Source organism: Bradyrhizobium sp. CCBAU 53338 (genome assembly GCF_015291665.1).
Lineage (GTDB): Bacteria > Pseudomonadota > Alphaproteobacteria > Rhizobiales > Xanthobacteraceae > Bradyrhizobium.
In genome coordinates this window covers 286,727-309,749 of record NZ_CP030048.1, presented here as the reverse complement: position 1 = coordinate 309,749, position 23,023 = coordinate 286,727, and the positions used below count along the sequence as shown (strand labels likewise).

Below are 23,023 nucleotides of genomic sequence, written 5' to 3'. Positions count from 1 at the left end.
TGCTAGAGCCCACCCATGTCCTTGCCCTCCTCCGTCGACGTCGCGATCATCGGCGCCGGTGCCGCCGGCCTTGGCGCAGCACACGCGTTGGCGGGCTCCAGCCTCTGTGTGATCGTGCTGGAGGCACGCAACCGGCTTGGCGGCCGCGCCTGGACCGTGCAAGCCTCACCTGACGTGACCTTCGACGTCGGCTGCGGTTGGCTGCACTCCGCGGACAAGAACTCCTTCGTCGCCGTCGCAAGGCAACTCGGTTTCGAGCTCAACAAGGATCTGCCGCCCTGGCGCGAGCGCGCCTATGGCAATGCGTTTCCGCAAGGCGAGCGCGACGATTTCATGCGCGCGATGGAGGCCTTCTACGAGCGGCTCTGGCAGGCCGCGCAGAAAGGCACGGACGAGCCCGCGAGCCTGAGCCTCGAGCCCGGCAATCGCTGGAATCCGATGATCGACGCGATCTCGACCTACATCAACGGCTGCGAGCTCGAGGACATGTCGACGCTCGACTGGGACGCCTATGAGGACAGCGAACTCAACTGGCGCGTCCGCCGCGGCTACGGCGCGCTCATCGCGGCCTATGGCGCGCCATGCCCGGTGGCGCTGAACTGCAACGTCACGCTGATCGATCATTCAGCGAAGCGCATCCGCATCGAGACATCACAGGGCACGCTTGCTGCCGACAAGGTGATCGTCACCGTGCCGACCAATCTGATCGCCGACCAAGCGATCCGCTTCTCGCCGCCGCTCCCTGCCAAGATCGATGCCGCAGCCGGCCTGCCGCTCGGCCTCGACGACAAGGTGACGCTGGCGCTCGACGGCGCCGAAGCTTTCCCGAAAGAAGGGAACCTGCGCGGCGCCACCATGCGCACCGGGATGGGCACCTACCACATCCGCCCGTTCGGCCAGCCCTGCATCGAGGGCTTTTTCGGCGGCAGTTTTGCCCGCCAGCTGGAAGCCGCCGGCGAGGGTGCCATCGCCGCACACAGCATCGACGAGATCGCCGGCTTCCTCGGCAACGACATCCGCCGCAAGCTGAAGCCGCTGTATGAGTCACGCTGGGGGCATGATCCGTTTGCAAGAGGCTCGTACTCGCACGCGCTGCCCGGTCACGCCGGAGATCGCGCCGTACTGGCGGAGCCCGTGGACGGGCGACTGTTCTTTGCGGGAGAGGCGACCTCGCCGAGTTTCTTCACGACGGCGCACGGGGCACGGGACAGTGGGGAGCGGGCGGCGAAGGAAGCGCTGGCGGCTCTTGGCAAGCCGTAACCGCACGCTCCGTCGTTGCGAGTGCTACTCGATCACGCGCGCCCGCAGCTCCGCATCGGGCACGAAGCACGCGTCGTACTTCCCGAAGATGCGATAGCGGTTGCGCGCGATGAGGCTGTAGACGGGGTCGCGCAGCGGCTTCGGTACGGCGAACAGCATCCGCACCCAGCCCCAGCCGGGAAGCTGCGACAGCACTGTCAGCGCGGCGTCCGATTTCACGAACGCTTCGCCGCCGTGGACGACGGCATTAGTGTCAGGATCATCGGGATCGATGCCGAAGGTCCGCGCGAGCTTCGCGCCATAGTCCGACTGGATCGGCGTGAAGCGAAACCGCTTGGCCGCGTCGCGCGCCGCGACGAACCTCACCCAGCACGAGCAGAAGATGCAGACGCCGTCGTACAGGATCACGTCATCGTCGGACCACTTGCTCATTAGCGATTATCCAGCGTCAAAAGCGCGACCAGCATCAGCACGATCGCAGGCCCGGTCTTCACCAACGCACCGAGCGGCTCGATCCAGAGATCCGGTGTCAGGATTGCCGCGCCGAACATATAGCCGAGCGAGGCTATGATGCCCGCAGCCAGGCCGACCGCAGCCGTGCGGCGGAAGGCGATCAGCACGCCGATGCTCATGTCCATCAGGCTGGTGCCGATGGTGACGGGATCGACCAGCGCGGGCGGGAAGTCGTGCGCGGTCAGGATACCGGCAGCAGCGCGGTAGGACACGAACAATGCGATGAAGCCGGACACCAGCCAGAACGCGATCAGGCTGGCAAGGATCAGCGCCTTGATCAGGAACAGCCGCGCGAACCATTTGTCCTGGATGGTGGCGGGATGGCGCCCGATCGTGTCAGCCAGCGTTTTCGGTACGATCCCCGTGGCGGCGGTCCAGGCCGAGGGATCACCCGTTACGCCGCGGCGCAGCTCGGCGATCGCGGTGGAGCGCATCGGCGACATCCAGCCGAGCGTGCTGGCGAGATCGCCAAGTCTTGCGCCGAGATCGAGCATGAAGGGCGGCATCGCGACATGCGGCCAGCCGGCCGTGCCGAAGGCAAATCGGAATTGCTCGATGACACCGGCCATCGTGATCGGCCCGGATTGCATCAAGTCCCAGTTCACCGCCTTTACGGACGTATCTTCGATATCGCGCGCCGCGAGCCAGGCGATGGTTGCGGAGATATCATCGACTGCGACGGGCTGGAATGGCGTCGCCATCTCCTTAGCCGGAAGATCCAGCGGGAGGGCCGCAAGCGCGCGCAGCATGGCGCTGCCGCCATAGGCCGACGGCGCCACCACGAAACCGGGCCGCAGGATGGCGTGGGGAATGCCCGATGCCGCAATCAGCCGGTCGGCTTCGCGCTTGGTCGTGGCGAAGGCAGTGCGATCGGCTTCCGCAGTGCCGGGGATCGAGATATGCACCAGCCGGATCGCGCGGCCGCTGCCGGCGATGGTCTGAAGCAGACGCGCAACCAAATCGCGATGCACGGCGCTAGTGTTGCCGCCGGGCCCGTCCTGGAGCACACCGAGGCAGTTCACGACGACATCCACGGCATGCTCGCTCATCAGGCGCATCAGCGCGGCCGTATCGAGCGTCAGGATCGGCAGCTCGAGATCGAGCGTGCTCATCCTCTGCGGCGGCGACAGCTTTCGTGCGAGGCCAACCACGCGAAACCCTCGCGCGCGCAGGTCATCGGTGATGAATCGGCCGATCAAACCGGAGGCGCCAAGCACAAGAATGGTTCGCTGGGTCATCGCGCCCTTCAAAATGGTTTTGCGATCATCAGCCAGAGGATCAGCATCGAGGCGCCGAAGCCGGGGAAGCCAAACGCAAACCAGCGGCGGAACAGCACGAAGTAGCGATCCGGCAACGCGACGTGCTGCTCGGCGGCCTTGCGCGCGAGATCGCGCATCTCGATCTGCATGAAGACGACGGGAATCCAGAACATTCCCGCGACGGCGTAGAGCGCGAGCGAGACGAGGATCCAGCGTTCAGTGATCGAGGTAGCCGAAAGTATCATCAGCAATCCGCCCGTGACCGGCTGCAGGATCACCGCCGACAGCGTGAAGATCGCGTCGGCAATCACCACGACCGAAGCCGTGCGCGCGATGAACTCCGCATGACCGGTGCGATGCGCCATCAGCATGAAGAAGGCGATACCGGTTCCGGTGCCGAGGATGACGATGGCGCCGAGCACATGCAGATATTTGACCAGGAAGTACAGCGTCATCGCTTTTTGGTCGCCCCGGGCGCTAGCAGGTTCAGCGCCCGCGCGAGCTCGCTGCCTGCCGCTTTGACGCCAGCCTCGGTCTCGATCATCCAGTGCCCCTCGCTGCCGATGGCCGGCAGCGTGCGAAGATCATCCTTGCCGCCTGCGCTGCGGAACGCATCCGCGAGTGCCTTCGAAAACGCCGGCGCGAAATAGCTGTCATTGGCTGCGACCAATGATGTTACGGGAATACGCGCCGCCTTGCCGAATTCGGTAGCCGCGCCAAGCAGCGTATGGGGCGCACAGATCTTGTTCGGTTCGTCGTTGGCGTGGCCGCCACGTCCGGGCGCAAATGCAATAATGGCTGAAATCTCTTTCGGATCGCCATTCGCCAGCGCCAGCGCGCCCCAGCCACCTGCTGAATGTCCGATCACGACGGCGGCATCCTTGCGAATAAAATCCTGCTTCCGCAGATAGTCCAGCGCGAGCGAAATTTCTTCCGCCGTGGCGCGGCCTGCGCGTGCATAATCCGCCTCGTCGCAACCGCCCTGGTCCTCGGCATAGCGGCCGCCGGTCGCACCATGGCCGAGGCGCTCCGGCACCAGCACGGCGAAGCCGCGTGCGACGAGAAACCCTGCGAGTGCGCGATATTCCGGCTGCGGCATCTGCGCGCGACGGAGCACGTTCTGCGTCGACGCATGCGCGATCACTGCAAGCCGGAACGGACCCGCGCCGGCGGGACGAAACAACAACGCACGCGCGGCAATGTCGGTGTCCGGCGACGGCACGCGCCATTCCTGCCGGCGTAACGGCTCACCCTCTGGTTCCGATGGCCCAAACGTGACCCCCGCGCACACAGGCGACGCAGTCAGCAGAACCAGCAGAGGCAGGAACGCAAGCGCGTTGAAGAGCCGCATGAATTGCCGAAGGCGAGCACGGACAACGACGGCCACACTAGTAGGAACGAATCATTTGGGGCGGACTTTCTGCGCTGCCATCGCCGTTCATTCGTTGTCGCAAAGCCGTTTTGCACCGACGTACGGCACGCCGGCGCCGTTCGACGCGGCCGCTTGTCTTTTTTCGGTACAACATGGTGAAAATACTGATGCAGAAAGTCCACAGGTTAACCGATAATTAACGATAGGTCTTGCCGCCGGCGCGGCGACTTGGTTTGATCGCCTTCATGAGCACAACCCTGATCGAGGTCCGGCCGGCCAAAGCTGCAGATGCAACTGCGGTGGCGTCCACCCATGACGAAGCGTGGCGTTCTGCCTATCAGGGCATCATTCCCGGCGCCGAGTTGGAAAAGCTGATCAACCGTCGCGGTCCGCAGTGGTGGGACAGCGCAATCCGCAAGGGCAGCCGCGTCAGCGTGCTCGTGTTCGGCGACAAGATCGCGGGCTATGCGAACTACGGCCGCAATCGTGCCCGCAGCCTGCATTTCGACGGCGAGATCTACGAGCTTTACCTGCGTCCGGAATTCCAGGGCCTCGGCTTCGGCCGCCGCCTTTTCACCGCCGCCCGCCGCGACCTCATGCAGAGCAATCTGAAGAGCATGGTGGTGTGGGCGCTTTCGGACAACGATCCCGCCACCGAGTTCTACCGGGCCCTGGGTGGCCGGATGGTGGCGCGCTCCTCGGAGCGATTCGGACCGAAGTCGCTCGACAAGGTCGCCTTCGCCTGGGCCAACTGAGGTTCGGACCGATTTGAGCTGCTGACGCCTTAAGCCGCAGCACTTCCCATCCGTCGATACCATCAGCCTGTTGCGCCGGTGATCGCGGGATTCATTTTTTCACAAAAACACGATGGATCAGCGGGCAAAGCCCGCGTATGACAGCGCCGAAAATCGCTGCCGGGCGAGATTTAACTTCGGCAATAACGGAGCCTTTCTAATGCGTATCGATGCGGTCTCGATCGGGAAAAACGTCCCTGAGGACGTCAACGTCATCATCGAAGTCCCCGTGGGTGGCGAACCGATCAAATACGAGATGGACAAGGAGGCCGGCACGCTGGTGGTCGACCGCTTCCTCTACACGCCGATGCGTTACCCCGGTAACTACGGCTTCATCCCGCACACCCTGTCCGACGACGGCGACCCCTGCGACGTGCTGATCGTCAACACCCGCGCCATCATCCCCGGCGCCGTCATGAGCGTGCGCCCGGTCGGCGTGCTGTTCATGGAAGACGAGGCCGGCGGCGACGAGAAGATCCTGGCGGTGCCGTCGTCGAAGCTGACGCAGCGCTACGACAAGGTGAGGTCGTATTCCGACCTGCCCGACATCACGCTGCAGCAGATCCAGCACTTCTTCGAGCACTACAAGGATCTCGAGAAGGGCAAGTGGGTGAAGATCACGCGCTGGGGCGGTCCCGAGGAAGCGCAGAAGCTGATCCTCGAAGGCATCGAGCGCGAGAAGAAGAAGAAAGCGTGATCGTCATTCCGGGGCGCGCCTTGGCGCGAACCAGGAATCCAGAAATTATGGCGCGAAATTCCGGGTTCGATGCCACGCATCGCCCCGGAATGACAACTACACCGCCGGCTTCGGCAGGCCCGCAATCGCGCAGGCCGCGCGCAGCGTATTCACCAGCAGGCAGGCGACGGTCATCTGGCCGACGCCGCCCGGCACCGGCGTCACCGCACCGGCGACTGCGAGCGCTTCCTGATAGGCGACATCGCCGACGAGGCGGGTTTTGCCGTCGTCCTTCGGAATGCGGTTGATGCCGATATCGATCACGGTCGCACCCGGCTTCAGCCAGTCGCCGCGCACCATCTCGGGCCTGCCGACCGCGGCATAGACGAGATCGGCCTGCTTCACGATCCCAGGCAGGTCGCGCGAGCGCGAATGCGCGATCGTCACCGTCGCGTTCTCGTTCAGCAGCAATTGCACCAGCGGACGGCCGACCAGATTGGAGCGGCCGATCACGACGGCGCTCATGCCTTCGAGGGAAGGGTGAACGCTCTTGGTCAGGATGATGCAGCCCAGCGGCGTGCAGGGCGACAGCGCCTCGAAGCCGCCGGCGAGACGGCCGGCATTGTTCGGATGCAGGCCGTCGACGTCCTTGGCGGGATCGATGGCGTTGATCACGGCCTCGGTGTTCAAGCCCTTGGGAAGCGGCAGCTGCACGAGGATGCCGTGTACGGAGGGATCGCGGTTGAGCTTCGCGACCACCGCGAGCAAGTCTGCCTGCGAGACGTCCGCAGGCAGCTTGTGCTCGAACGAGGCCATGCCGGCCGCCTGGGTCTGCGTATGCTTGGAGCGGACATAGACTTCGCTGGCGGGATCATTGCCGACCAGGACCACGGCGAGGCCCGGCACCAGATTGTGATCGCGCTTGACGCGGGCGACTTCCTCGGCGACGCGTGCGCGAAGGTCCGCCGCGATGACTTTTCCGTCGATGATCTTGGCCGTCATGTCAGTTCCCTAATTCTTCGATTTGACCGACGCGAGCGCGCGCAGTGCTTCGTCAAGTCGTGCCGGATCGCCCGCGATGGCCACCTGCTTCAGCCGCGACGTCGCTCCCGACAGGAGACTGACGCTGGCCTTGGGCACGCCGAGCGATTTCGCCAGCAACGCCAGAACGGCGCGGTTGGCCTCGCCGCCATCGGCGATGGCACGCACGCGCACCTTCAGCACGCTGCGGCCGTCGGACATCTGCTCGATCCCGTCGATGCCGTCACGTCCGCCACGCGGAGTCACTCGCAACGCGACGCTGACGCCCGTGGTGGATGTACGCCAGGGTTCGGTCAAGCGGCCATCAAGGCTCCATCATGGTTCCGGCGGCCTAGGGCACGTTCGGATAGACGTACTCGGCAAGATAGAGCTGGATCAACCACAGTATGAAGAAGGCGACGATCGGGGAGATATCGAGACCGCCCATGCTGGGGAGCCTGCGCCTGATAGGCCCCAGGACCGGTTCGGTAATCCGATAGAGAAACTCCGCGATCGCCCCGACGAACTGATTGCGGGTGTTCACGACGTTGAACGCGATCAACCAGGACAGGATTGCCGATGCGATCAGCAGATAGATGTAGAGATTGATGATCTGGATCAGAATGAAGACTATCGGGCGCATCAGCGAAACACTCTCTGGGCCGGTGTCATTGGGACAGTGTCATGGGGTGATCATGGCTAGATATCGGTTCCCCCCGGCCCAAACAAGGGAAGTCGGTGCCGGAATGGCTAAAACCCAGTTACACCCGTCCTTGACTTGACCTTGGCGGGGACTTAAATGGCGCCCGGTTGTCGGCCGCGTTTACCAGAGCGGCCAGCAAAAGGGGCCATAGCTCAGCTGGGAGAGCGCGTCGTTCGCAATGACGAGGTCGGCGGTTCGATCCCGCCTGGCTCCACCACGCTTCGCCCTTCGGGCTACGCGTGGCGCAGCCACGGGGAGCCTGACGGGCGAAGCGTGGTGTCCGGCGAAGCCCGCAGGGCGAAGACGGACTGTCCTCTCCCCCCTATTTCCCGGTAAACCTCGGCGGTCGCTTCTCCATGAAACTCGCGACGCCCTCCCTGAAATCACTGCCGTTGAGCGCCACCATCATCTCCCGGTTGGCCTCGATCGTGGCCTCGGCGAGCGTCTGGAACGGCACCTCGTAGAGCTGCCGCTTGATCACGGCCATCGCGCTCGGCGAAACGAAATCGGCGAGGTCGCGGGCATAGGCGTAGGTCTCCTCACGCAGCTTTTCGGGCGAGCAGAGCCGGTTGACCAGTCCGATTCGCAGCGCCTCGTCGCTTCCCACGCGGCGTGCCGAGAGCAGCAGATCCATCGCGTTGGCGTGACCGACGATACGCGGCAGCATCCAGCTGATGCCGTGCTCGGCAATCAGGCCGCGCCGCGCAAAGGCCGTCGTGAACACGGCATTGTCGGCGGCAAAGCGCAGGTCGCAATAGAGCGCGTGGACCAGACCGATCCCCGCGGTAGCGCCGTTGAGCATCGCGATGACGGGCTTTCCGATCGACGGATAGAAGCCGTAGCGCGTCTGCCAGTCCGGCCGGCGGTTCATGTCGAAGGGCGGCAGGTTCGAAGCGCGCCTAACGTCGTTGGGATCGAGCCCTTTCAGCGCATCCATGTCGGCGCCGGCGCAAAACGCTCGGCCCGCGCCTGTCAGCACGATGACGCGGACATTGTCGTCGGCGCTCGAGGCTTCCATCGCGTGACGCACGTCGCGCTCCATGATGGGCGTCCACGCATTCATGCGATCGGGACGATTGAGCGTGATGGTCGCGATCTTGTCGCTCACCTCATAGAGAATGTGTTCATAAGCCACCGCGCTCTCCCTTGATTGCCGGCACGCGTTCGCGCGCGCTCGTTAGGAACGAGCCTAGCATATCCAGGAGTAAGGCGAGGACTTGCGCCAAGTATCCGCACCGAGGATCTGCGCCAAGAACCGGCGAAGGCGCGATTACTCGGCGGCTTGCGCCAGCACCGGCCGGCGCGCCAGCCAACCATCGATGAAATGATCGAGCCAGGCGCGTTCCGCAGCGTCGTAGACTGCGCGGTCTGCAAAATGATGGTGCCGCTCGCGCGCGCCGGGCGCGCTGAGACCGTCATAGCCGCGCGTGGTCCAGCAATGCATCATGGCGTAGGTCACGTCGGGATGAAACTGCACGCCGAAGGCATTGCCCGTACGGAACGCCTGGATCGGAAAGTCATCGCCTTCCGCCAGCAATTCGGCGCCGCGCGGCAGCTGAAATCCTTCGCGGTGCCAATGATAGACCTGAGCCGGCCAGTCCGGACACAACGCGTGACCGGCCTGTGTGGGGCGGATCGGGTAGTAGCCGATCTGGGTCAGCGCCTGCGCATGCGGCGCGACGCGCGCGCCGAGCTGCATCGCCAGCATCTGCGCACCGAGGCAAATGCCGAGGAACGGCCGCTGCTCGCGAAGCGGAATTTCGATCCAGTCGATCTCGCGGCGGATGTAGTCGTCCGAATCATTGGCGCTCATGGGACCGCCGAACATCACGGCCCCGGCATGCCGGTCGAGCGTATCGGGCAGGGGATCGCCGAAGCGCGGTCTGCGGATATCGAGACGATGGCCGAGCGCGCGCAGTGCGTTACCGACGCGGCCGGGCGTCGAGGATTCCTGATGCAGGACGATCAGAACCGGGAGGAGGGGTTCGGAGGCGATCGCGCTCGGCGTCCTTCGGGGGAAGGGCACCAATTCCGCGCCACCAAACCTGTTGGTCCGAAACGACATGGCCTTTTGCGAGTGCTATCGGTTCAAGCCGCCAGCATAGCTAAGCGCTGGTTAACATCGTGTGAGTTTGCGCACACACGCCCCGATCCTGAAGCAAGCTCCGGGCCACTACGGAGACTTGAGGCTTTCTTCAATTCCTCTGTCGCTGGAACCGGCTGGTGGCAGACAGGATGAAGCCGCGCGGGAAGAAGCGCAGCGCGAACGGCACAATCTTGATGCCGAGCCCTGGCAGCACTGCCCTTTTGTTCGCCATCAGCCCGCGATAGGCCTGCCGCGCGACGTCGGCAGCCGGGACGTTGAGAATGGCCGTATCATGCCCGGCGCCGACGCCGGCGCGTCCCTGGAATTCGGTCTGCACCGGCCCCGGGCAGAGCACGGTGACGCGAACGCCGCGCGGCGCGAGCTCCGCCCGCAATGCCTCGGTGAGCGAAATCACATAGGCCTTGGACGCGTAGTACACGGCCATGCCGGGGCCCGGCAGGAAGCCCGCGACGGAGCCGACATTGAGCAGGCCGCCCTTGTTCCTGATGAGCTGATCGGCGAAGCGCAGCGACAGATCGGTCAGGGCCCGGACGTTGACGTCGACAATACCGACCTGCTCGTCGCGGTCGCGCTCGATGGCATCGCCGAACACGCCGAAGCCGGCATTGTTGACGAGATTGTCGAGCTCGACCTCTTCGGCGGCGAGCGCGGCGGCGATCCGCTCGCCAGCATCCGATTGCTGGAGATCGCAGGCGATCACGATCGGCTTCTTGCCGCATGTGGAGGTGAGCTCGTTCGCGAGCGCCTCGAGCCGGTCGGCGCGTCGCGCCGTCAGCGCCAGCCGGTGTCCATTAGCGGCAAACACGCGCGCCAGCTCCGTGCCGATGCCCGCCGAGGCACCGGTGATCAATGTTACCCGCTCAGTCACGATCGCAGTCTCTTGAATTGAATTTTTTGGCCCCGTAATGGCGGGAACTGGAGCATAGGCCGCGCGCGGCAGGCAAGCGGCGCTGGCCGCATGGCTGCCTGATCGACCGACAGGGATTGCGGGAAAATCGCGATTTTACAGGGACATCCGGAACCGGGAGGTTCGGCGGCTACATTAAAGTTTTGTCATGTGGTCGATACAACCGGCAATCATGCGGTGTTGGCGATCACTCAGCCGCCGAGAGCGCCATCCTTGACGTGACCGCCAGTCCGGCCCGCGACGGCATGCTTGAGATCGATCCGGTCGCGCTGGGAAATCCCGAGCAGGTCGGAGGCGCGCCAGACGACATTGTCCTCGAATTCGGTGACCTGGCCGTCGGCATAGACCAGCTCCCACATCATCTGGACGATGCGCTTGCGGCCCTCCTCGTCGAGCGAGCGCATGATGACGCTGGTGAAGTGATAGAGGTCAACCGCCTCGCCCTCGACCTGGGTCGCATCCGCGATCAGCCGGTCAGCCGTACCGCGATCGAGCTTGAAATGGCTTTCGATCAGGCTGTGCAGCTTGCCCTTTTCGGCGGCCGACGGCTGCCCGTCCAGCGACACCACGTGGACCAGCAGCGCGGTGGCCGCAAGCCGGTAGTCGCTGTCGCCGAAGGCGCGGTCCTGGGCATGGGGGGCAACAATGTCGGCGATGAATTGGCGCAAGCCGTCGAGCATAAGGTCCTACCGAAATCGATGGCACCGCGAGAAGCGCGGTCGCCAGCAGCTTTATATGAGCGGGAAACTCAACCGGCGCAACGTGCGTCGGTTCCGCGCGCTGCATTACGTTTCGGCAATCTGTTCACGGTATCTCGTACACCACCATCTTGTCGGCGATCCCGCGGAGGGCCGCCCGCTTCTGGATCGGCTTGATCTCGCGCCGATGAAGGATCTCGGCAACCGCCGGCGCATCCAGCACCGGGCCGGTGATGTGGATCTCCTGCGCGGTCGACAGGCTCTGTACGCGTGCGGCGATATTGACGGTCTGACCGAAATAATCCTGCCGCTCGTTCAGCATCACCGCAAGGCACGGGCCTTCGTGGATGCCGATCTTGAGAACGAGATCGTTGGCGCCGCGTTGCTTGTTGAGATCATCCATCGCCGCGCGCATGCGCAGCCCCGCGGTAATTGCATGCTCAGGCCTGACGAAGGTCGCCATGACGGCATCGCCGATCGTCTTCACGACGGCGCCTTTCTCGGCGGCGATGATCTCCAGCAGCGCCCGAAAATGCGCCCGCACCAGGTCGAAGGCACTGAGGTCGCCGACCCGCTCGTACAGCGCCGTCGAACCCTTCAGGTCGGTGAACAGGAACGTCAGCGACGTGATCTTCAACCGCTGATCGACGTTGAGATTGTCGGCCTTGAAGACGTCGCGGAACGTCTGGTTCGACAGCATTCTCTTGGCGGTCAGGATCGGCTTGCGCTTGCCGATCATCTCGTGCAGCGCGTCGGCAGCGATCCAGACCGAGGGCAATACGCGATTGCCCGATTGATTTTCGAGTGTAAGTCGCAATGGCCCCGGGCGCACCACGGTGGTCCCCGTCGGCGCCTCCAGCTTGTTGAACATGATCGAAAGCTGCTGGCGTTCGCTCGTCGGATCACCCTGGACATCGAGGAAATGGGCGGAATGGGTGACCGGCTCGAAGACGATGATGAACTGGCTCGGCAGGTTCAGCGACAGGATCGCCTTTTCGCCGGCGGGCAGTTCCAGCGCTTCGAGCGTCACTTCGTTGATCAGGCGCGAGAACGCCTCTTCGTTGATGTCGACGCCGGAGCTCCAGAACATCTGCCGCACATATTCCCAGATAGGCAACGTGTCGGGATCGTGAGCACCGATGCGGCGCACGCGCGGGCTGACGGTAAAGGCCACCTCGACCATCTCGTCGACGGACGCCTCGTATCCGGCTGCACAGAGCGCGCAATTGTAGTCCTCGTGCTTCAGCGATTTCAGCGTCGCATGCGCACCCAAAACCCCGCCGCAGCCGGGACACAGCACGTTCCAGCTCATGTCGAACAGGCCGAGCCGCGAGGCGTGCAGGAGCCCGGAAATGACCTTCTCCTGATCGAGCCCGGTACGATCGGCAAAATCCAGGGCATTGATGCGATTGAGGTCGCGATCATGCCCATTGGCGATCAACTCGGCGATGGCCTCGACGACGACCGGATCGGCGGTCTGCTTCAGAACGGAAAACTGGGCCTGGATGTCGCTCATGGCGCAACTCTATTTGGGGTGGATCACGCCGGCGGCCGGACGACCGCCCGTCATCGGCGCGTGATACGGAACATGGGTGAATGGTCCGGCTGGGTCGTGACGACGCCATATGGAATGACCGGCGCCTCGTCCGCCAGCTCGATGCGGAACGCGCCGATCAGCCGCGCCAGCGCCAGCACGGATTCGGCCTGCGCGAACGGCGCGCCGATACAAACGCGCGGGCCTGCGCCGAACGGCAGATAGGCAAAGCGATCGGGCGGCTCTTTCGACATGAAGCGTTTTGGGATGAACGCGTTCGGCTGATCCCACAGCTTCTCGTGCCGGTGCAGCAGCCAGGGCGCGATCATGATGATGTCGCCCCTGCTCACCTCGGCGCCAGCGACGTTGTCCTTGTCGCGCGCGGCCCGCGCAACAAGGAACGCAGGTGGATACAGCCGCATGGTCTCTTCGATCACGGCGCGGGTGAATTTTTGGCGATCGATATCGGCCATGCTGTCGAGATGCTCGCCGCGGGTCTCGGAGGCAACCTCCTCCTGCGTGTCGGGATCGAGCGCCAGCAGATAGAGCGCCCAGAACAAGGCGGTCGCGGTGGTCTCGTGACCCGCCAGGATCATGGTTGCGACCTCGTCGACGAGTTGCTCGTCGGAAAAGCCCTTGCCGGTTTCAGGGTCCCGCGACTCGTCCATGAGATCGAACAGATCGCGCGGTGGGGCGCCGTCCTTCTTGCCCGCTGCCCGCCGCTCGGCGATCAGCCTCGCGACGAATTCGGTCCAGCGCGTACGGAAGCGGGCGCGCGCCCGATCCATCGGCGTCGGCCAGGACACCGGCAGCACCATGTCGAGGAAATAAGCCCGTCCGAGCCGTTCGCCATATTCCATGACGAAGTTGCGCAAGGTCGGGCCATGCCGATCCATACCGAACGAGAACATCGTGCGTCCGGCAATCTCCAGCGTCATGCGCTGCATGATCTCGCGCAGATCGATCGGCTCGTTCGTGCGCGCATCCAGCTTCGCGATGGTCTCGTCGAGCACCGCCGTCATGTGCGGAACGAGGTTTGCGGTCGCGCGCGGGGTGAAGGCGGGCGCGAGCGTCCTGCGCTGATGCGTCCAGGCGTGGCCCTCGGCGAGCAGAAGACCCTCACCGAGCACCGGCCGCAGCATGCGGATGCCCGCCGGCGTCCGCGAGTAGTTCTCGTAATTGCTGAGCAGCACATGCCGGATCGCATCCGGCTGATTCAGGATGAAGCTCTTGTGCAGGAAGAAGCGGCCCTGGATGATCTCTTCCTCGTAGGCGCGCTGCCCCCAGGTCGCAATCATGTTCTGCCGGATCACCGCAAGCCGGCCGAAGAATGACAAATTGTCCGGCGCGCGCGGTGGGGTCGGAGGGATGATGGGCCGACGCACGCTGGCGATATTCATGGCTCTCTCCCGCGGAGGTCGTCGCAGTAAGGGCTTGCACAGGCAGATAGCTAGTAAGTCAGCTCGGCAACCGCAATCCTGTTCTCGGAGGCCGGCCAGGCGCGTGCCACAATCCGTTCTTCATTGAATTCGGCCACGACGTTACGCCCGATCTCGCTGGCCGGAAGGCGCAGGGTTGCTGCCGCATCCGTGGGCACGCCCGGATGGACGTCGGCGGGCTCCTTGCCGTCGAGCAGGACGATGTCCCGCGGCAACCCGAAATAGCCGCGCGGACGCGACATGATCACGACCGCACCGGCATCCTTGTCCGCGGGGATGAACGGGCGCGCGGCGCGCAGATGCACGACGTCGGAGGAGCGCGGGAAGGGCGAACGGTAGAAATGCGTGATCGGGGCGTCCGGCGAGGTCAGGACGATTTCGAGCGGCGAGGTCGGATCGACCGTGGCCGGCCCCCAGCGGCCGTCGGCGCCCGTCGTCGAGCGGTGAACCACATCGCCGCTGCGTTCCCCGCTCTCACGGTCGACATGATGAATTTCCACCGTCGCCCCGGCCACCGGGCGGTTGGTCGGCACACCGTCGACCACGCCCGTGACCAATCCGCCGAGGCGGACGGTCTGCTCCGGCGTGATCGCGATGCGCGCCGGCTCGCGACCGGCGATGAATTTGTAGATCTCGCGGAACGCGCGCGGGTGATACGCCGTCTCGCGATGGTCGATCGTGCCGAGCACGAGATTGGTCGCGCCCTTCAGCTCCGGCCCCTCGGCGGTGACATTGGTCGGCACGCCCGGCTTGCCGATGAAGCGGCCGTCGGGCTGCGCATATTTGTCCATGCCATCGCTGCGCAAGGTGAGGAAGGCGACGCCCGGCGTCACCTCGCTCTCTCCCTCGTTCAAGCCGCGCAGGAAGGCCCCGCGTCCGTTGAACTCGCTGCCGAGCAGTGCATCGAGCGCGAACACGCCGTGATTGGGCGTGCCGCACAGCACGGCGTGGCTGACATCGCCCGCGCCGCCGTTCTTGATGACGTTGCGGATGGAATTGCCGCCGCGCGAATTGCCGACCAGGGCTACGCGCGCCGCACCGGTGCGGCGCTTCAACTCGGCAATGGCGGCAGCGAGCTCACGCCGCTGATCCTCGGTCGAGGAGCGGTTGGCCTGCTCGACCGTATCGTCGGCGCGCGCCGTCGGATTGGTGAAATTGATCGCCATCATGCGGTCGCGCGCGATGCCGTTGGATTCCATCCGCCACAACGCGGTCATCCACAGCGCGTCGTAGTCGCCGTTGCCGTGGACGAACAGGATCGGCGGCACCTCGGTGCCTTGGGCCACGGAGGGCGTTTGTGCCAGCGCATGCGTCCGGAAGTTCGCAACCGCGAAAGCCAGCCCACCCGCACCTTGCAAGATCGTCCGTCGTGACAGCATCATCTGCTCCTCCCCGGTAATACCATGTCTTTGCACCGCTTATAGCGGCCTAACCACTGGACAGCGAAGGACTTTCGCATGCATCACTGAAGCCGCCGGAATCATTGAAGCCATTTTCTGCCAGACGACTTGGAAGAGGATATGACCGAGCAGACGAACCGCCAGAGACGTTCCGCCGACGCCATCACGGCCCCCCTGCGGTACACCGTATTCCGGCGCATCTGGCTCGCAAGCCTGCTCTCCAATCTCGGTCTCCTGATCCAGGGCGTAGGCGCCGCCTGGGCGATGACGCAGATGGCGGCTTCCGCCGACAAGGTGGCGCTGGTGCAGACCGCCCTGATGCTGCCGATCATGCTGATCTCGATGCCCGCAGGCGCCATCGCCGACATGTACGACCGCCGCGTCGTGACGCTGGTCGCACTCATGATCGCGCTGACCGGCGCATCGGCACTCACGATCCTCGCCGGGCTTAAGCTGATCGCGCCGGAATCGCTGCTGGCCTTCTGCTTCGTCGTCGGCAGCGGCAATGCGCTGTTCGGACCGGCCTGGCAATCCTCGGTCAGCGAGCAGGTACCGCCGGATGCGCTGCCGTCGGCGGTGGCGCTCAACGGCATCAGCTACAACATCGCGCGCAGCTTCGGTCCCGCGGTCGGCGGCGTCATCGTTGCCGCGGCGGGTGCAGTCGCGGCGTTCGCCTGCAACGCGATCCTCTATCTGCCGTTGCTCGTGGTGCTGCTGCTCTGGCGGCGGACCACGGAGCCGTCGCGCCTGCCGCGGGAGAAGCTCAACCGCGCCATGGTCTCGGGCTTCCGCTACATCACCAATTCGCCGCCGATCAAGATCGTGCTGCTGCGCACGCTGGTGATGGGCCTGATCGGCGGTGCGATCATGGCGCTGATGCCGCTGGTCGCGCGCGACCTGCTGCACGGCGGCGCGCAGACCTACGGCATCATGCTGGGCGCCTTCGGCATGGGCGCAGTGGTCGGCGCGCTCAACATCCACGAGTTGCGCAAGCGCATGAGCGGCGAGGCGGCGATCCGCGCCTGCACGCTCTCGATGGCGTTCGCGATGGCTGCGCTTGCCCTCAGCACCGAGCCGGTGCTGACCGCGGCCGCGCTGGTGCTTGCGGGCGCGGTCTGGATGGCCGCGGTGGCGCTGTTCAACATCGGCGTGCAGTTGTCGGCTCCGCGCTGGGTCGCCGGACGCTCGCTCGCCGCGTTCCAGGCCTCGATTTCCGGCGGCATCGCGATCGGCGCCTGGGGATGGGGCCATCTCACCGACTACGCCGGCGTCGAGGTCGCGCTGCTCACCGCCGCCGGCCTGATGCTGGTCTCGCCGCTGCTGGGAATCTGGCTGACGATGCCGCGCGTCGGCGCCCGCAACGAGGATGCCGAAGTACTCGCCGATCCCGAAGTCAAGCTGTCGCTGACAGGACGCAGCGGCCCGCTGGTGGTCGAGATCGAATATCGCGTCTCGCAGGAGAACGCGCGGGCCTTCCACAACGTGATGCAGGACGTGCAGCTGTCCCGGCAGCGCAACGGCGCCTATGGCTGGTCGATCGCACGCGACATCGCCGATCCGGAATTGTGGACCGAGCGCTATCACTGCCCGACGTGGTTCGATTATCTGCGCCAGCGCAACCGCTCGACCCAGTCCGAACGCGCGCTGCATCAGCAGGCGATCGATTTCCACGTCGGTCCCGAGCCGGTGCGGATCCGCCGCATGCTGGAGCGGCCGTTCGGCTCGGTGCGTTGGAAGGAAGAGACGCCGGACCGCGCCAGCGCCGAGGTATTGCCTGTCGTCGCGACCGCGGCGGGCAGCACCATCAGTCGCTAGCAGTGACCCTTACTGTCCGTGATCCGTCAGCACCTTGTCGCAGGCCTTGGTCAGCTTGGCACGGTTCTGCTTCAAGCAGGCGAGCACGGCGCTATCGCCATTGTTCATCACGGCGCGGCAATGACGCGTGACGTCGCGCGCGCAGGCGTCATGGCCGGGCTGCTGCTGCGCCGAAGCGCCCGATGCGCACAGAATCAAGGAAACAATGAAAAGAACTCTGGTCATCGCGTAATGCCTCGTACCCTCGATATGTGCGGGGGAAGCTAGTGCGACGATCCCAGGGCCGCAACGGCTTTATTGCCGGGCGGCCTGCGCCGGCCGATGGTCCCCGGCATTACGCCGGGGCACATCGCGCGGGAGCTTTGAAGCGCGACTTTGACTGACCGTCTTTTACTGACCATCCTGGGCGTCGGCGACCTTGCGAGAGGCGCCCTTGACCAGATCCTTGTCCATCACCGCGCGGCAGCCGGCGCTCAGGTCCGAGCGATGCTTCACCATGCACGCGGTGATCTTCGGAATGTTGGGAATTTCCGACGAGCACAGGCGGAAGGCGTCGCCGGTGCACATCTGCTGCGCCTCGGCGGAGAAGGCGAAGCTCGATGTGGTCGAGACGATCGAGACGATCGCGGCAAAGCCCAGAGCCAGGCTGGTGTCGCGGATCTTCGCCGTGAAGGACTTGGGGGTGAAGGACTTGGGGGTAAAGGACGTCGTCATTTGAAGCTCCCATTGGCGCCGCGGGTGCGCGCGCCCGTTGTTGATGGGAACGACCATGCTCCGGGAACATCCTTTCGACTGTGATGACCGTCACGGGCGGCCTACCCTCTGTGACCCCGGTCACTTTGGCGCACCTGCCTGAAATTCCTCCGCAACCGCTGTCGTGTTGGTGTCACGTTAACTGTTCCTTCGCATTAATGGCCGGGCGCGCGGACATTCCGCTGGTTTGGTTGCGTATTTGGAAAGAGTAGCGATGCGTAATGCGTTGGGCCTGATGTTGGCCAGTGTCCTTGCGGCGGTCGTGATCGCCGGAGGCTGGTATTTTTATTCCTCGCGCTCCGATCAGGGCGCCCCCAAGACAACAGCCGCTCGTGCCGCCGATCCCCTGCCGGCACAGGCCAAGCTTGCCGCCAAGGATGACGTCGAGACCACCGCGACGATCGCGGGCAAGCCCGCCGCGCCTGCCGCCGCGCCCGCTCCTGCGCCGGCGCCGGCCGTGGTACCGGTTCAACAGTCGTCGACCTGCACCAATCCAAACGCACTGGGCGTCTCGCGCGTGGTCGAGATCGACACCACCGGCGGTCCGGGCTTTGGCTTCGAGCAGTACAAGCAGTTCGATTTCCTCGCCGACAAGGAGGTCGTGCTGACCTTCGACGACAGTCCCTGGCCGCACAACACGCCGGCCGTGCTCAAGGCACTCGCCGATGAATGCACCAAGGGCCTGTTCTTCTCGGTCGGCAAGCACGCCACCTGGCATCCGGAAATCCTTCGCCAGGTTCTGGCCCAGGGTCACACGGTCGGCACGCACACCTGGTCGCACCTCAATCTCGCCGGCAAGAAGATGACCGAGCAGCAGGCCAAGGACGAGATCGAGAAGGGCTTTAGCGCGGTGAAATGGGCGCTCGGCACCAATCCGTCGCCGTTCTTCCGCTTCCCGCAGCTGTCGCAGAACCCGGCACTGGTGAGCTATCTCGGCAGCCGCAACATCGGCATCTTCTCGACCGACCTCGACTCCTTCGACTTCCGCAAGGAGAGCACGCCGGACAAGATCATCAGCAACGTGATGACCAAGCTCGACAAGCTCGGCAAGGGCATCATCCTGATGCACGACTTCCAGAAGCGCACCGGCGAAGCACTGCCGACGCTGCTCGCGCGTCTCAAGGCCGGCGGCTACAAGGTCGTGCAGATCAAGGCGAAGACGACCTTCGACTCGCTGCCCGAGTATGACGAAGCCGTGCTCAAGGAATTGAAAGTGCCGGCGACCAATGCGACGAACGCACGCCCGGTGTCGAGTGTGGTGCAGACGGTTTCGCAACGCTAGTCTAGGCGCGTCAGGTTTTCGACGAGCAAAATGGCCGGGCTCTGCCCGGCCATTTTCATTCTGGGAGGGGCGCGCCGCTGACCAATAAATACGGTGCAGCCCGGCGATGATGCGGCCTTCGCTCCTCCGCTTGTGCCCGGGCTTTTCGGCCTTCACCGTCGTCTTCAGGGCAGGCCTGGTCGCGGCCGCTTGCGGTGCCAGTGGACATCGCCTGGCCTGTGGCGATCGGATGAACGGAAGGGGCTGGTGCCGCAAGAGGGATTCGAACCCCCGACCCCGTCATTACGAATGACGTGCTCTACCGACTGAGCTATTGCGGCGAACCCTGCCGGGGCCCGGGCGATGCCGGCCCCGATACGCGCGCTCCTGATATCGGGCATGGCCCGAATTGGCAAGGACAAGCGGGAGGCGAAATGCGCCTCACGCGCCCCAGCGGGACCAGAATCCGCGCCAGCCGCCGGCCTGGGCCTTTGGCGTGCCGATTTGTTCCGTAAATTCGTCGCTCGGACCGTCGTCATCGATCCCGGGATCGTCAGGCGCACGGACGATCGGGATGACGGCCTGGATCGGCGCTTGTGCGGGCTTGCCGAGGTCGGCGCGGGTCCGAAACACCGGGGTTTCCGCCACCGGCGATGATTCGGCGGCCTCAGGCGCCGGCTTGACCGGCTCCGCAAGCGTCACCGCCGCCTCTTCCTTGGCGGCTGGCGGCGCATTGTCCTGCGCGGCCGGAGCGGGGGTCGGAGCAGGTGCCGTCACGACAGGTTCCGCCGGCACCTCACTGGCCACCGTCACCCGCTTCGGCGGCGGAGCCGCGAGCATGGCTTCCTCGAAGGCGGAGGTCTCGATCGTCGTGCCCTTGTCCGAGGGCAGGCTCGCCACCGGCGTCTGCCACTGGAAAGCGTCGAGACGGCCGGTGACGGGAGACACCGGTCGCCAGCGGTCGCTGACATAGCCGTCCGCGGTCCAGGCCGGGTCGTGACGGGCGCGCACCGCACGCAAGGTCCAGGCGCGGGCGCGGCCGCCGTCGCCATGCTCAGTGCGTTCGAGCTCGGCCATCAGCAACGCCACGCGCTGGGTCGGATCGTTGACGTAGGGCGCGAGCACCTCGCGCGCACGGGCGAATTCAGTGGCATCGATCGCGGCGCGCGCGATCGCGAGCTGGCCCTCGACATGGCCGGCCTTGTCCGCCGGCGTTTTCCCCGCAAGGGTCTCCACCCGCTGCAAGCGCTGCCGCGCGGCATCGCCGAGTTTGACGTGCGCATAGGCGTCGGCGAGATCGGGGTGCGGATTGGCGAGCCAGGCGGCTTCGACCAGCTTCATCGCTCGGCGTACCTGATGGGCCTCGCTCTCGAACTTTGCTGCCAGCACGGCGGCCGGCACCAGGGTCGGCGCGAGCTTGACGGCTTCCATCACGCTCTCGCGCGCGACGTCGCGATCCATGGTCTCGAGCTCGAGCGCGCGAGCCGTCAGCAACACGCCGCGCTGCCTACGATAGGCCTGCTTGTCGATCAGGCCCGCCGACAGATTCGAATCGAGGATCGCCAGCGCACCGCTCCAGTCGCCGCGCGCACAGCGGAAACCGAGCACCGCGTGCGAGGCCCAGGTCGAGGACGGCGACAGCTTGATCGCCTCCTCCGCGATCATCACCGCGCCGACCGCATCGTCGGCGCGCTGCGCCTCGATGAATAGGCCGCGCAGGCCCAGAAGCCGCGTATCCTCGCGCTCGGCCATGGCGCGGAAGGCGCGCTGTGCCTCATCGCGATTGCCCTCGAGCTGGGCCGACTGCGCATGCAGCAGCAGCGCGAGCGGGTCACTGGGCGCATGCCGTCGCGCCGCCTCGGCGTGACGGCGGGCCAGCGCAGTGTCGCCATGACCGATCGCGAGCAGGCCCTGGGTGATGGCGTGGCGGCCGCGCGCGTGACGCTTTTCATGCCGGCGGCGGCGTATCCGTCCGGGCATCCGCCAGATCGCGGTCAGAACGCTCCAGAGCAAGACGATCAGGACGGCGAATATGCCGAGGCAGAGCACGAACACCGGAATGCTCGGCGAGGCTCGCCAGCCGCCCCAGGTCAGCACGACATTGCCGGGCTGATCGGCAACCCAGGCCGCACCGGCGCCTGCGAGCGCAATCAGAACGAGGAAGAGGACGATGCGAAGCATGACTGTTCCTATACGCGCGGATCGTTGCGCGAATCCTATTGAGCGGGCTTGCTGAGACCAGCCAGCGCGTCGTCGGCGAATTTGCGGGACGCCGTGAGTGCGGCGTCTCTGGCATCGGCCTTGTCGAGCCACGCCTGCGCCGGCGCGCGATTGGTCTCGGGCAACGCCTTCAGCTCGCGCCGCGCCTCGACGAAATCGTTCCGCAGCGCCGCTGCGGTGATGCGCGTTACGATGGCGCCGCGATCGTTGCCGACCCCGTCGGTGCGCTCGATGCGGACGAGCTTCGACGCGCCCGCCTCAAGGCGCTCGACGATGCCGGCGCCAGCGGCTGGCGCCTCCGGCGGCGGTGACAGCTTCGGCACGATGTTGAGGAGCTCGCGAGTCAGCACGACCGGCGTCGGAATGCCTGACGCAGCAAACGCATCGAGCGGTTTGAGCACGTCAGGCTTGGTTGTGAACGCCCGCGCAGCATTGAGCTGCTCTTCGTACGGATCGTTATGACGAACGGCGACGTCGAGCAGAGTGGCTGCGACCAGGTGGCGCAACGGCTTGTCGTCCACCGCCTTGGCATCGGCGATCTTTTCGCCTTGCTGCGCGAGCTCGGCGCGTGCGGTCGAGCTGGCACGTTCGAGCTGGGAGATGCGATCGCCGAGGGCTGCGAGGTCGGACGAGACCGACGAGTCACGCGGCGTGGATTTTTCGTTCACTGCGCTTGCAGTCTTGTCGGACTGCGTCCGCAAACCGGCCATGTCGCTGCGCAGGGCGCCGACGGATTTCTCCAGCGCATCGAGCCGCGCGACCATCGCCGGATCGACCGCGGGCTTGCCCGCCTTGGCTTCGACTGCCGCGACGCGACCGCTCAGTGCGTCGACAGTGGCGCTCGTCACTTGTGGCGCCGCAGGCGGGGCCTGCACCGCGGGCCAGCCCAGCATCCAACCGACTGCGATCACGACCGCGGCCGCGGCCGCGCCGGAAAATGGGGCGATCACCCAGGGTGAAATGGCGGCGGGCGCAGCGGCGGCCTGCGTCTCCTCGCGCTGCGGCTCGGCCTTGGTTGTTTCGGCCTTGGCTGTTTCAGCCTTGGCGGTCTCGACCTCGGCGTCTTGAGCCGCGGCCTGCTCGGATCTTGCCTGCTCGCCCGATGGCTGCGCCTCCGGCTCGCCCGCCACATCCTGCGGCTGGGTGGAGACTTCGGTCGCCTCGAGATCGATGGTCGGCGGGGTGCGCTTGGCACGGCCGGACTCGGGAGCCAATCCTGCGTCTTCAGGCTTGTCGTCGGCCATCGTGACGGTTCCTCACACTTGCATACCACAGACGAGCCCGATTGCGTC

23 protein-coding genes and 2 tRNA genes are annotated in these 23,023 nt (G+C 65.2%); 6 read left to right on the top strand and 19 right to left on the bottom strand.

The annotated features are described in order from the left end of the window. Positions 1-15 precede the first annotated feature (15 nt). Positions 16-1,260: an NAD(P)/FAD-dependent oxidoreductase gene (locus XH90_RS01495; protein WP_194478872.1), complete on the top strand. Its 1,245-nt coding sequence runs from the start codon at positions 16-18 to the stop codon at positions 1,258-1,260. 24 nt (positions 1,261-1,284) lie between these two features. Here the strand turns inward: XH90_RS01495 and XH90_RS01490 are convergent, their stop codons facing one another. From XH90_RS01490 to XH90_RS01475, 4 genes are read right to left on the bottom strand one after another with little or no spacing between them, the layout of a single operon-like run. Continuing rightward, a complete protein-coding gene (locus XH90_RS01490; protein ID WP_194478871.1) occupies positions 1,285-1,692 on the bottom strand; it encodes a thiol-disulfide oxidoreductase DCC family protein in 408 nt (135 codons plus the stop codon). Continuing rightward, positions 1,692-3,011 (bottom strand): SDR family oxidoreductase, encoded by a 1,320-nt coding sequence (locus tag XH90_RS01485; RefSeq protein ID WP_194478870.1) that lies wholly within the window; start codon positions 3,009-3,011, stop codon positions 1,692-1,694. The genes XH90_RS01490 and XH90_RS01485 overlap by 1 nt, the downstream gene beginning before the upstream one ends. 8 nt (positions 3,012-3,019) lie before the next feature. After that, complete coding sequence (locus XH90_RS01480) at positions 3,020-3,487, bottom strand: DUF2269 domain-containing protein (RefSeq protein WP_194478869.1); 468 nt, start codon at positions 3,485-3,487, stop codon at positions 3,020-3,022. Continuing rightward, the gene (locus XH90_RS01475) at positions 3,484-4,383 is read right to left on the bottom strand and encodes a dienelactone hydrolase family protein (RefSeq protein ID WP_194478868.1); all 900 of its coding nucleotides are present in this window, start codon (positions 4,381-4,383) and stop codon (positions 3,484-3,486) included. The genes XH90_RS01480 and XH90_RS01475 overlap by 4 nt, the downstream gene beginning before the upstream one ends. 266 nt (positions 4,384-4,649) lie before the next feature. On the opposite strand from XH90_RS01475, the gene XH90_RS01470 reads away from it, so the two are divergent. Both XH90_RS01470 and ppa read left to right on the top strand, forming a co-directional pair. Continuing rightward, the gene (locus tag XH90_RS01470; RefSeq protein WP_194478867.1) at positions 4,650-5,159 is read left to right on the top strand and encodes a GNAT family N-acetyltransferase; all 510 of its coding nucleotides are present in this window, start codon (positions 4,650-4,652) and stop codon (positions 5,157-5,159) included. Positions 5,160-5,358: 199 nt separating this feature from the next. Then, positions 5,359-5,895 carry an inorganic diphosphatase gene (gene ppa, locus XH90_RS01465; protein ID WP_194478866.1) on the top strand — a complete coding sequence of 179 codons (537 nt, stop codon included), beginning with the start codon at positions 5,359-5,361 and terminating at the stop codon, positions 5,893-5,895. A 96-nt stretch (positions 5,896-5,991) separates the two neighbouring features. On the opposite strand, the gene folD is transcribed toward ppa, so the two are convergent. The 3 genes from folD to XH90_RS01450 are packed head-to-tail and all read right to left on the bottom strand — an operon-like array spanning position 5,992 to position 7,537. Further along, positions 5,992-6,876 carry a bifunctional methylenetetrahydrofolate dehydrogenase/methenyltetrahydrofolate cyclohydrolase FolD gene (gene folD, locus XH90_RS01460; protein WP_194478865.1) on the bottom strand — a complete coding sequence of 295 codons (885 nt, stop codon included), beginning with the start codon at positions 6,874-6,876 and terminating at the stop codon, positions 5,992-5,994. A gap of 9 nt (positions 6,877-6,885) precedes the next feature. Beyond that, positions 6,886-7,212, bottom strand: a complete 327-nt coding sequence (locus XH90_RS01455; protein ID WP_194478864.1) for a DUF167 domain-containing protein — start codon at positions 7,210-7,212, stop codon at positions 6,886-6,888. 34 nt (positions 7,213-7,246) lie between these two features. Then, positions 7,247-7,537 (bottom strand): YggT family protein, encoded by a 291-nt coding sequence (locus XH90_RS01450; protein WP_057740594.1) that lies wholly within the window; start codon positions 7,535-7,537, stop codon positions 7,247-7,249. A gap of 201 nt (positions 7,538-7,738) precedes the next feature. Here XH90_RS01450 and XH90_RS01445 point away from each other — a divergent pair. Beyond that, positions 7,739-7,814, top strand: a tRNA-Ala gene (locus XH90_RS01445). A gap of 105 nt (positions 7,815-7,919) precedes the next feature. On the opposite strand, the gene XH90_RS01440 is transcribed toward XH90_RS01445, so the two are convergent. The 7 genes from XH90_RS01440 to XH90_RS01410 form a co-directional block, all read right to left on the bottom strand. Further along, the gene (locus XH90_RS01440; RefSeq protein ID WP_194478863.1) at positions 7,920-8,732 is read right to left on the bottom strand and encodes an enoyl-CoA hydratase; all 813 of its coding nucleotides are present in this window, start codon (positions 8,730-8,732) and stop codon (positions 7,920-7,922) included. A gap of 135 nt (positions 8,733-8,867) precedes the next feature. Then, complete coding sequence (locus tag XH90_RS01435) at positions 8,868-9,662, bottom strand: glutamine amidotransferase (RefSeq protein WP_194478862.1); 795 nt, start codon at positions 9,660-9,662, stop codon at positions 8,868-8,870. A gap of 130 nt (positions 9,663-9,792) precedes the next feature. After that, a complete protein-coding gene (locus tag XH90_RS01430) occupies positions 9,793-10,572 on the bottom strand; it encodes an SDR family oxidoreductase (RefSeq protein WP_194478861.1) in 780 nt (259 codons plus the stop codon). 230 nt (positions 10,573-10,802) lie between these two features. Next, complete coding sequence (locus XH90_RS01425; protein ID WP_194478860.1) at positions 10,803-11,291, bottom strand: TerB family tellurite resistance protein; 489 nt, start codon at positions 11,289-11,291, stop codon at positions 10,803-10,805. A 124-nt stretch (positions 11,292-11,415) separates the two neighbouring features. Next, complete coding sequence (locus XH90_RS01420) at positions 11,416-12,825, bottom strand: adenylate/guanylate cyclase domain-containing protein (RefSeq protein ID WP_194478859.1); 1,410 nt, start codon at positions 12,823-12,825, stop codon at positions 11,416-11,418. A gap of 50 nt (positions 12,826-12,875) precedes the next feature. After that, positions 12,876-14,243, bottom strand: a complete 1,368-nt coding sequence (locus XH90_RS01415) for a cytochrome P450 (protein WP_194478858.1) — start codon at positions 14,241-14,243, stop codon at positions 12,876-12,878. A gap of 50 nt (positions 14,244-14,293) precedes the next feature. Further along, the gene (locus XH90_RS01410; RefSeq protein WP_194478857.1) at positions 14,294-15,664 is read right to left on the bottom strand and encodes a hydrolase; all 1,371 of its coding nucleotides are present in this window, start codon (positions 15,662-15,664) and stop codon (positions 14,294-14,296) included. Between the two features lie 138 nt (positions 15,665-15,802). On the opposite strand from XH90_RS01410, the gene XH90_RS01405 reads away from it, so the two are divergent. Beyond that, a complete protein-coding gene (locus XH90_RS01405; RefSeq protein ID WP_194478856.1) occupies positions 15,803-17,497 on the top strand; it encodes an MFS transporter in 1,695 nt (564 codons plus the stop codon). Positions 17,498-17,506: 9 nt separating this feature from the next. On the opposite strand, the gene XH90_RS01400 is transcribed toward XH90_RS01405, so the two are convergent. Together XH90_RS01400 and XH90_RS01395 are read right to left on the bottom strand one after the other, a co-directional pair. Next, positions 17,507-17,722 carry a hypothetical protein gene (locus XH90_RS01400; RefSeq protein ID WP_194478855.1) on the bottom strand — a complete coding sequence of 72 codons (216 nt, stop codon included), beginning with the start codon at positions 17,720-17,722 and terminating at the stop codon, positions 17,507-17,509. Between the two features lie 165 nt (positions 17,723-17,887). Further along, positions 17,888-18,211 carry a hypothetical protein gene (locus XH90_RS01395; RefSeq protein ID WP_194478854.1) on the bottom strand — a complete coding sequence of 108 codons (324 nt, stop codon included), beginning with the start codon at positions 18,209-18,211 and terminating at the stop codon, positions 17,888-17,890. Between the two features lie 253 nt (positions 18,212-18,464). Here XH90_RS01395 and XH90_RS01390 point away from each other — a divergent pair, with 253 nt between their 5' ends. Beyond that, on the top strand, positions 18,465-19,532 hold the full coding sequence (locus tag XH90_RS01390; RefSeq protein WP_194478853.1) for a polysaccharide deacetylase family protein: 1,068 nt from the start codon (positions 18,465-18,467) through the stop codon (positions 19,530-19,532). Positions 19,533-19,776: 244 nt separating this feature from the next. Here the strand turns inward: XH90_RS01390 and XH90_RS01385 are convergent. The 3 genes from XH90_RS01385 to XH90_RS01375 form a co-directional block, all read right to left on the bottom strand. Beyond that, positions 19,777-19,852, bottom strand: a tRNA-Thr gene (locus tag XH90_RS01385). A gap of 100 nt (positions 19,853-19,952) precedes the next feature. After that, positions 19,953-21,692, bottom strand: coding sequence for a heme biosynthesis protein HemY (locus tag XH90_RS01380; RefSeq protein WP_194478852.1), 1,740 nt, complete (start codon positions 21,690-21,692; stop codon positions 19,953-19,955). A gap of 35 nt (positions 21,693-21,727) precedes the next feature. Then, positions 21,728-22,975 carry a COG4223 family protein gene (locus tag XH90_RS01375; RefSeq protein ID WP_194478851.1) on the bottom strand — a complete coding sequence of 416 codons (1,248 nt, stop codon included), beginning with the start codon at positions 22,973-22,975 and terminating at the stop codon, positions 21,728-21,730. Positions 22,976-23,023 lie beyond the last annotated feature (48 nt).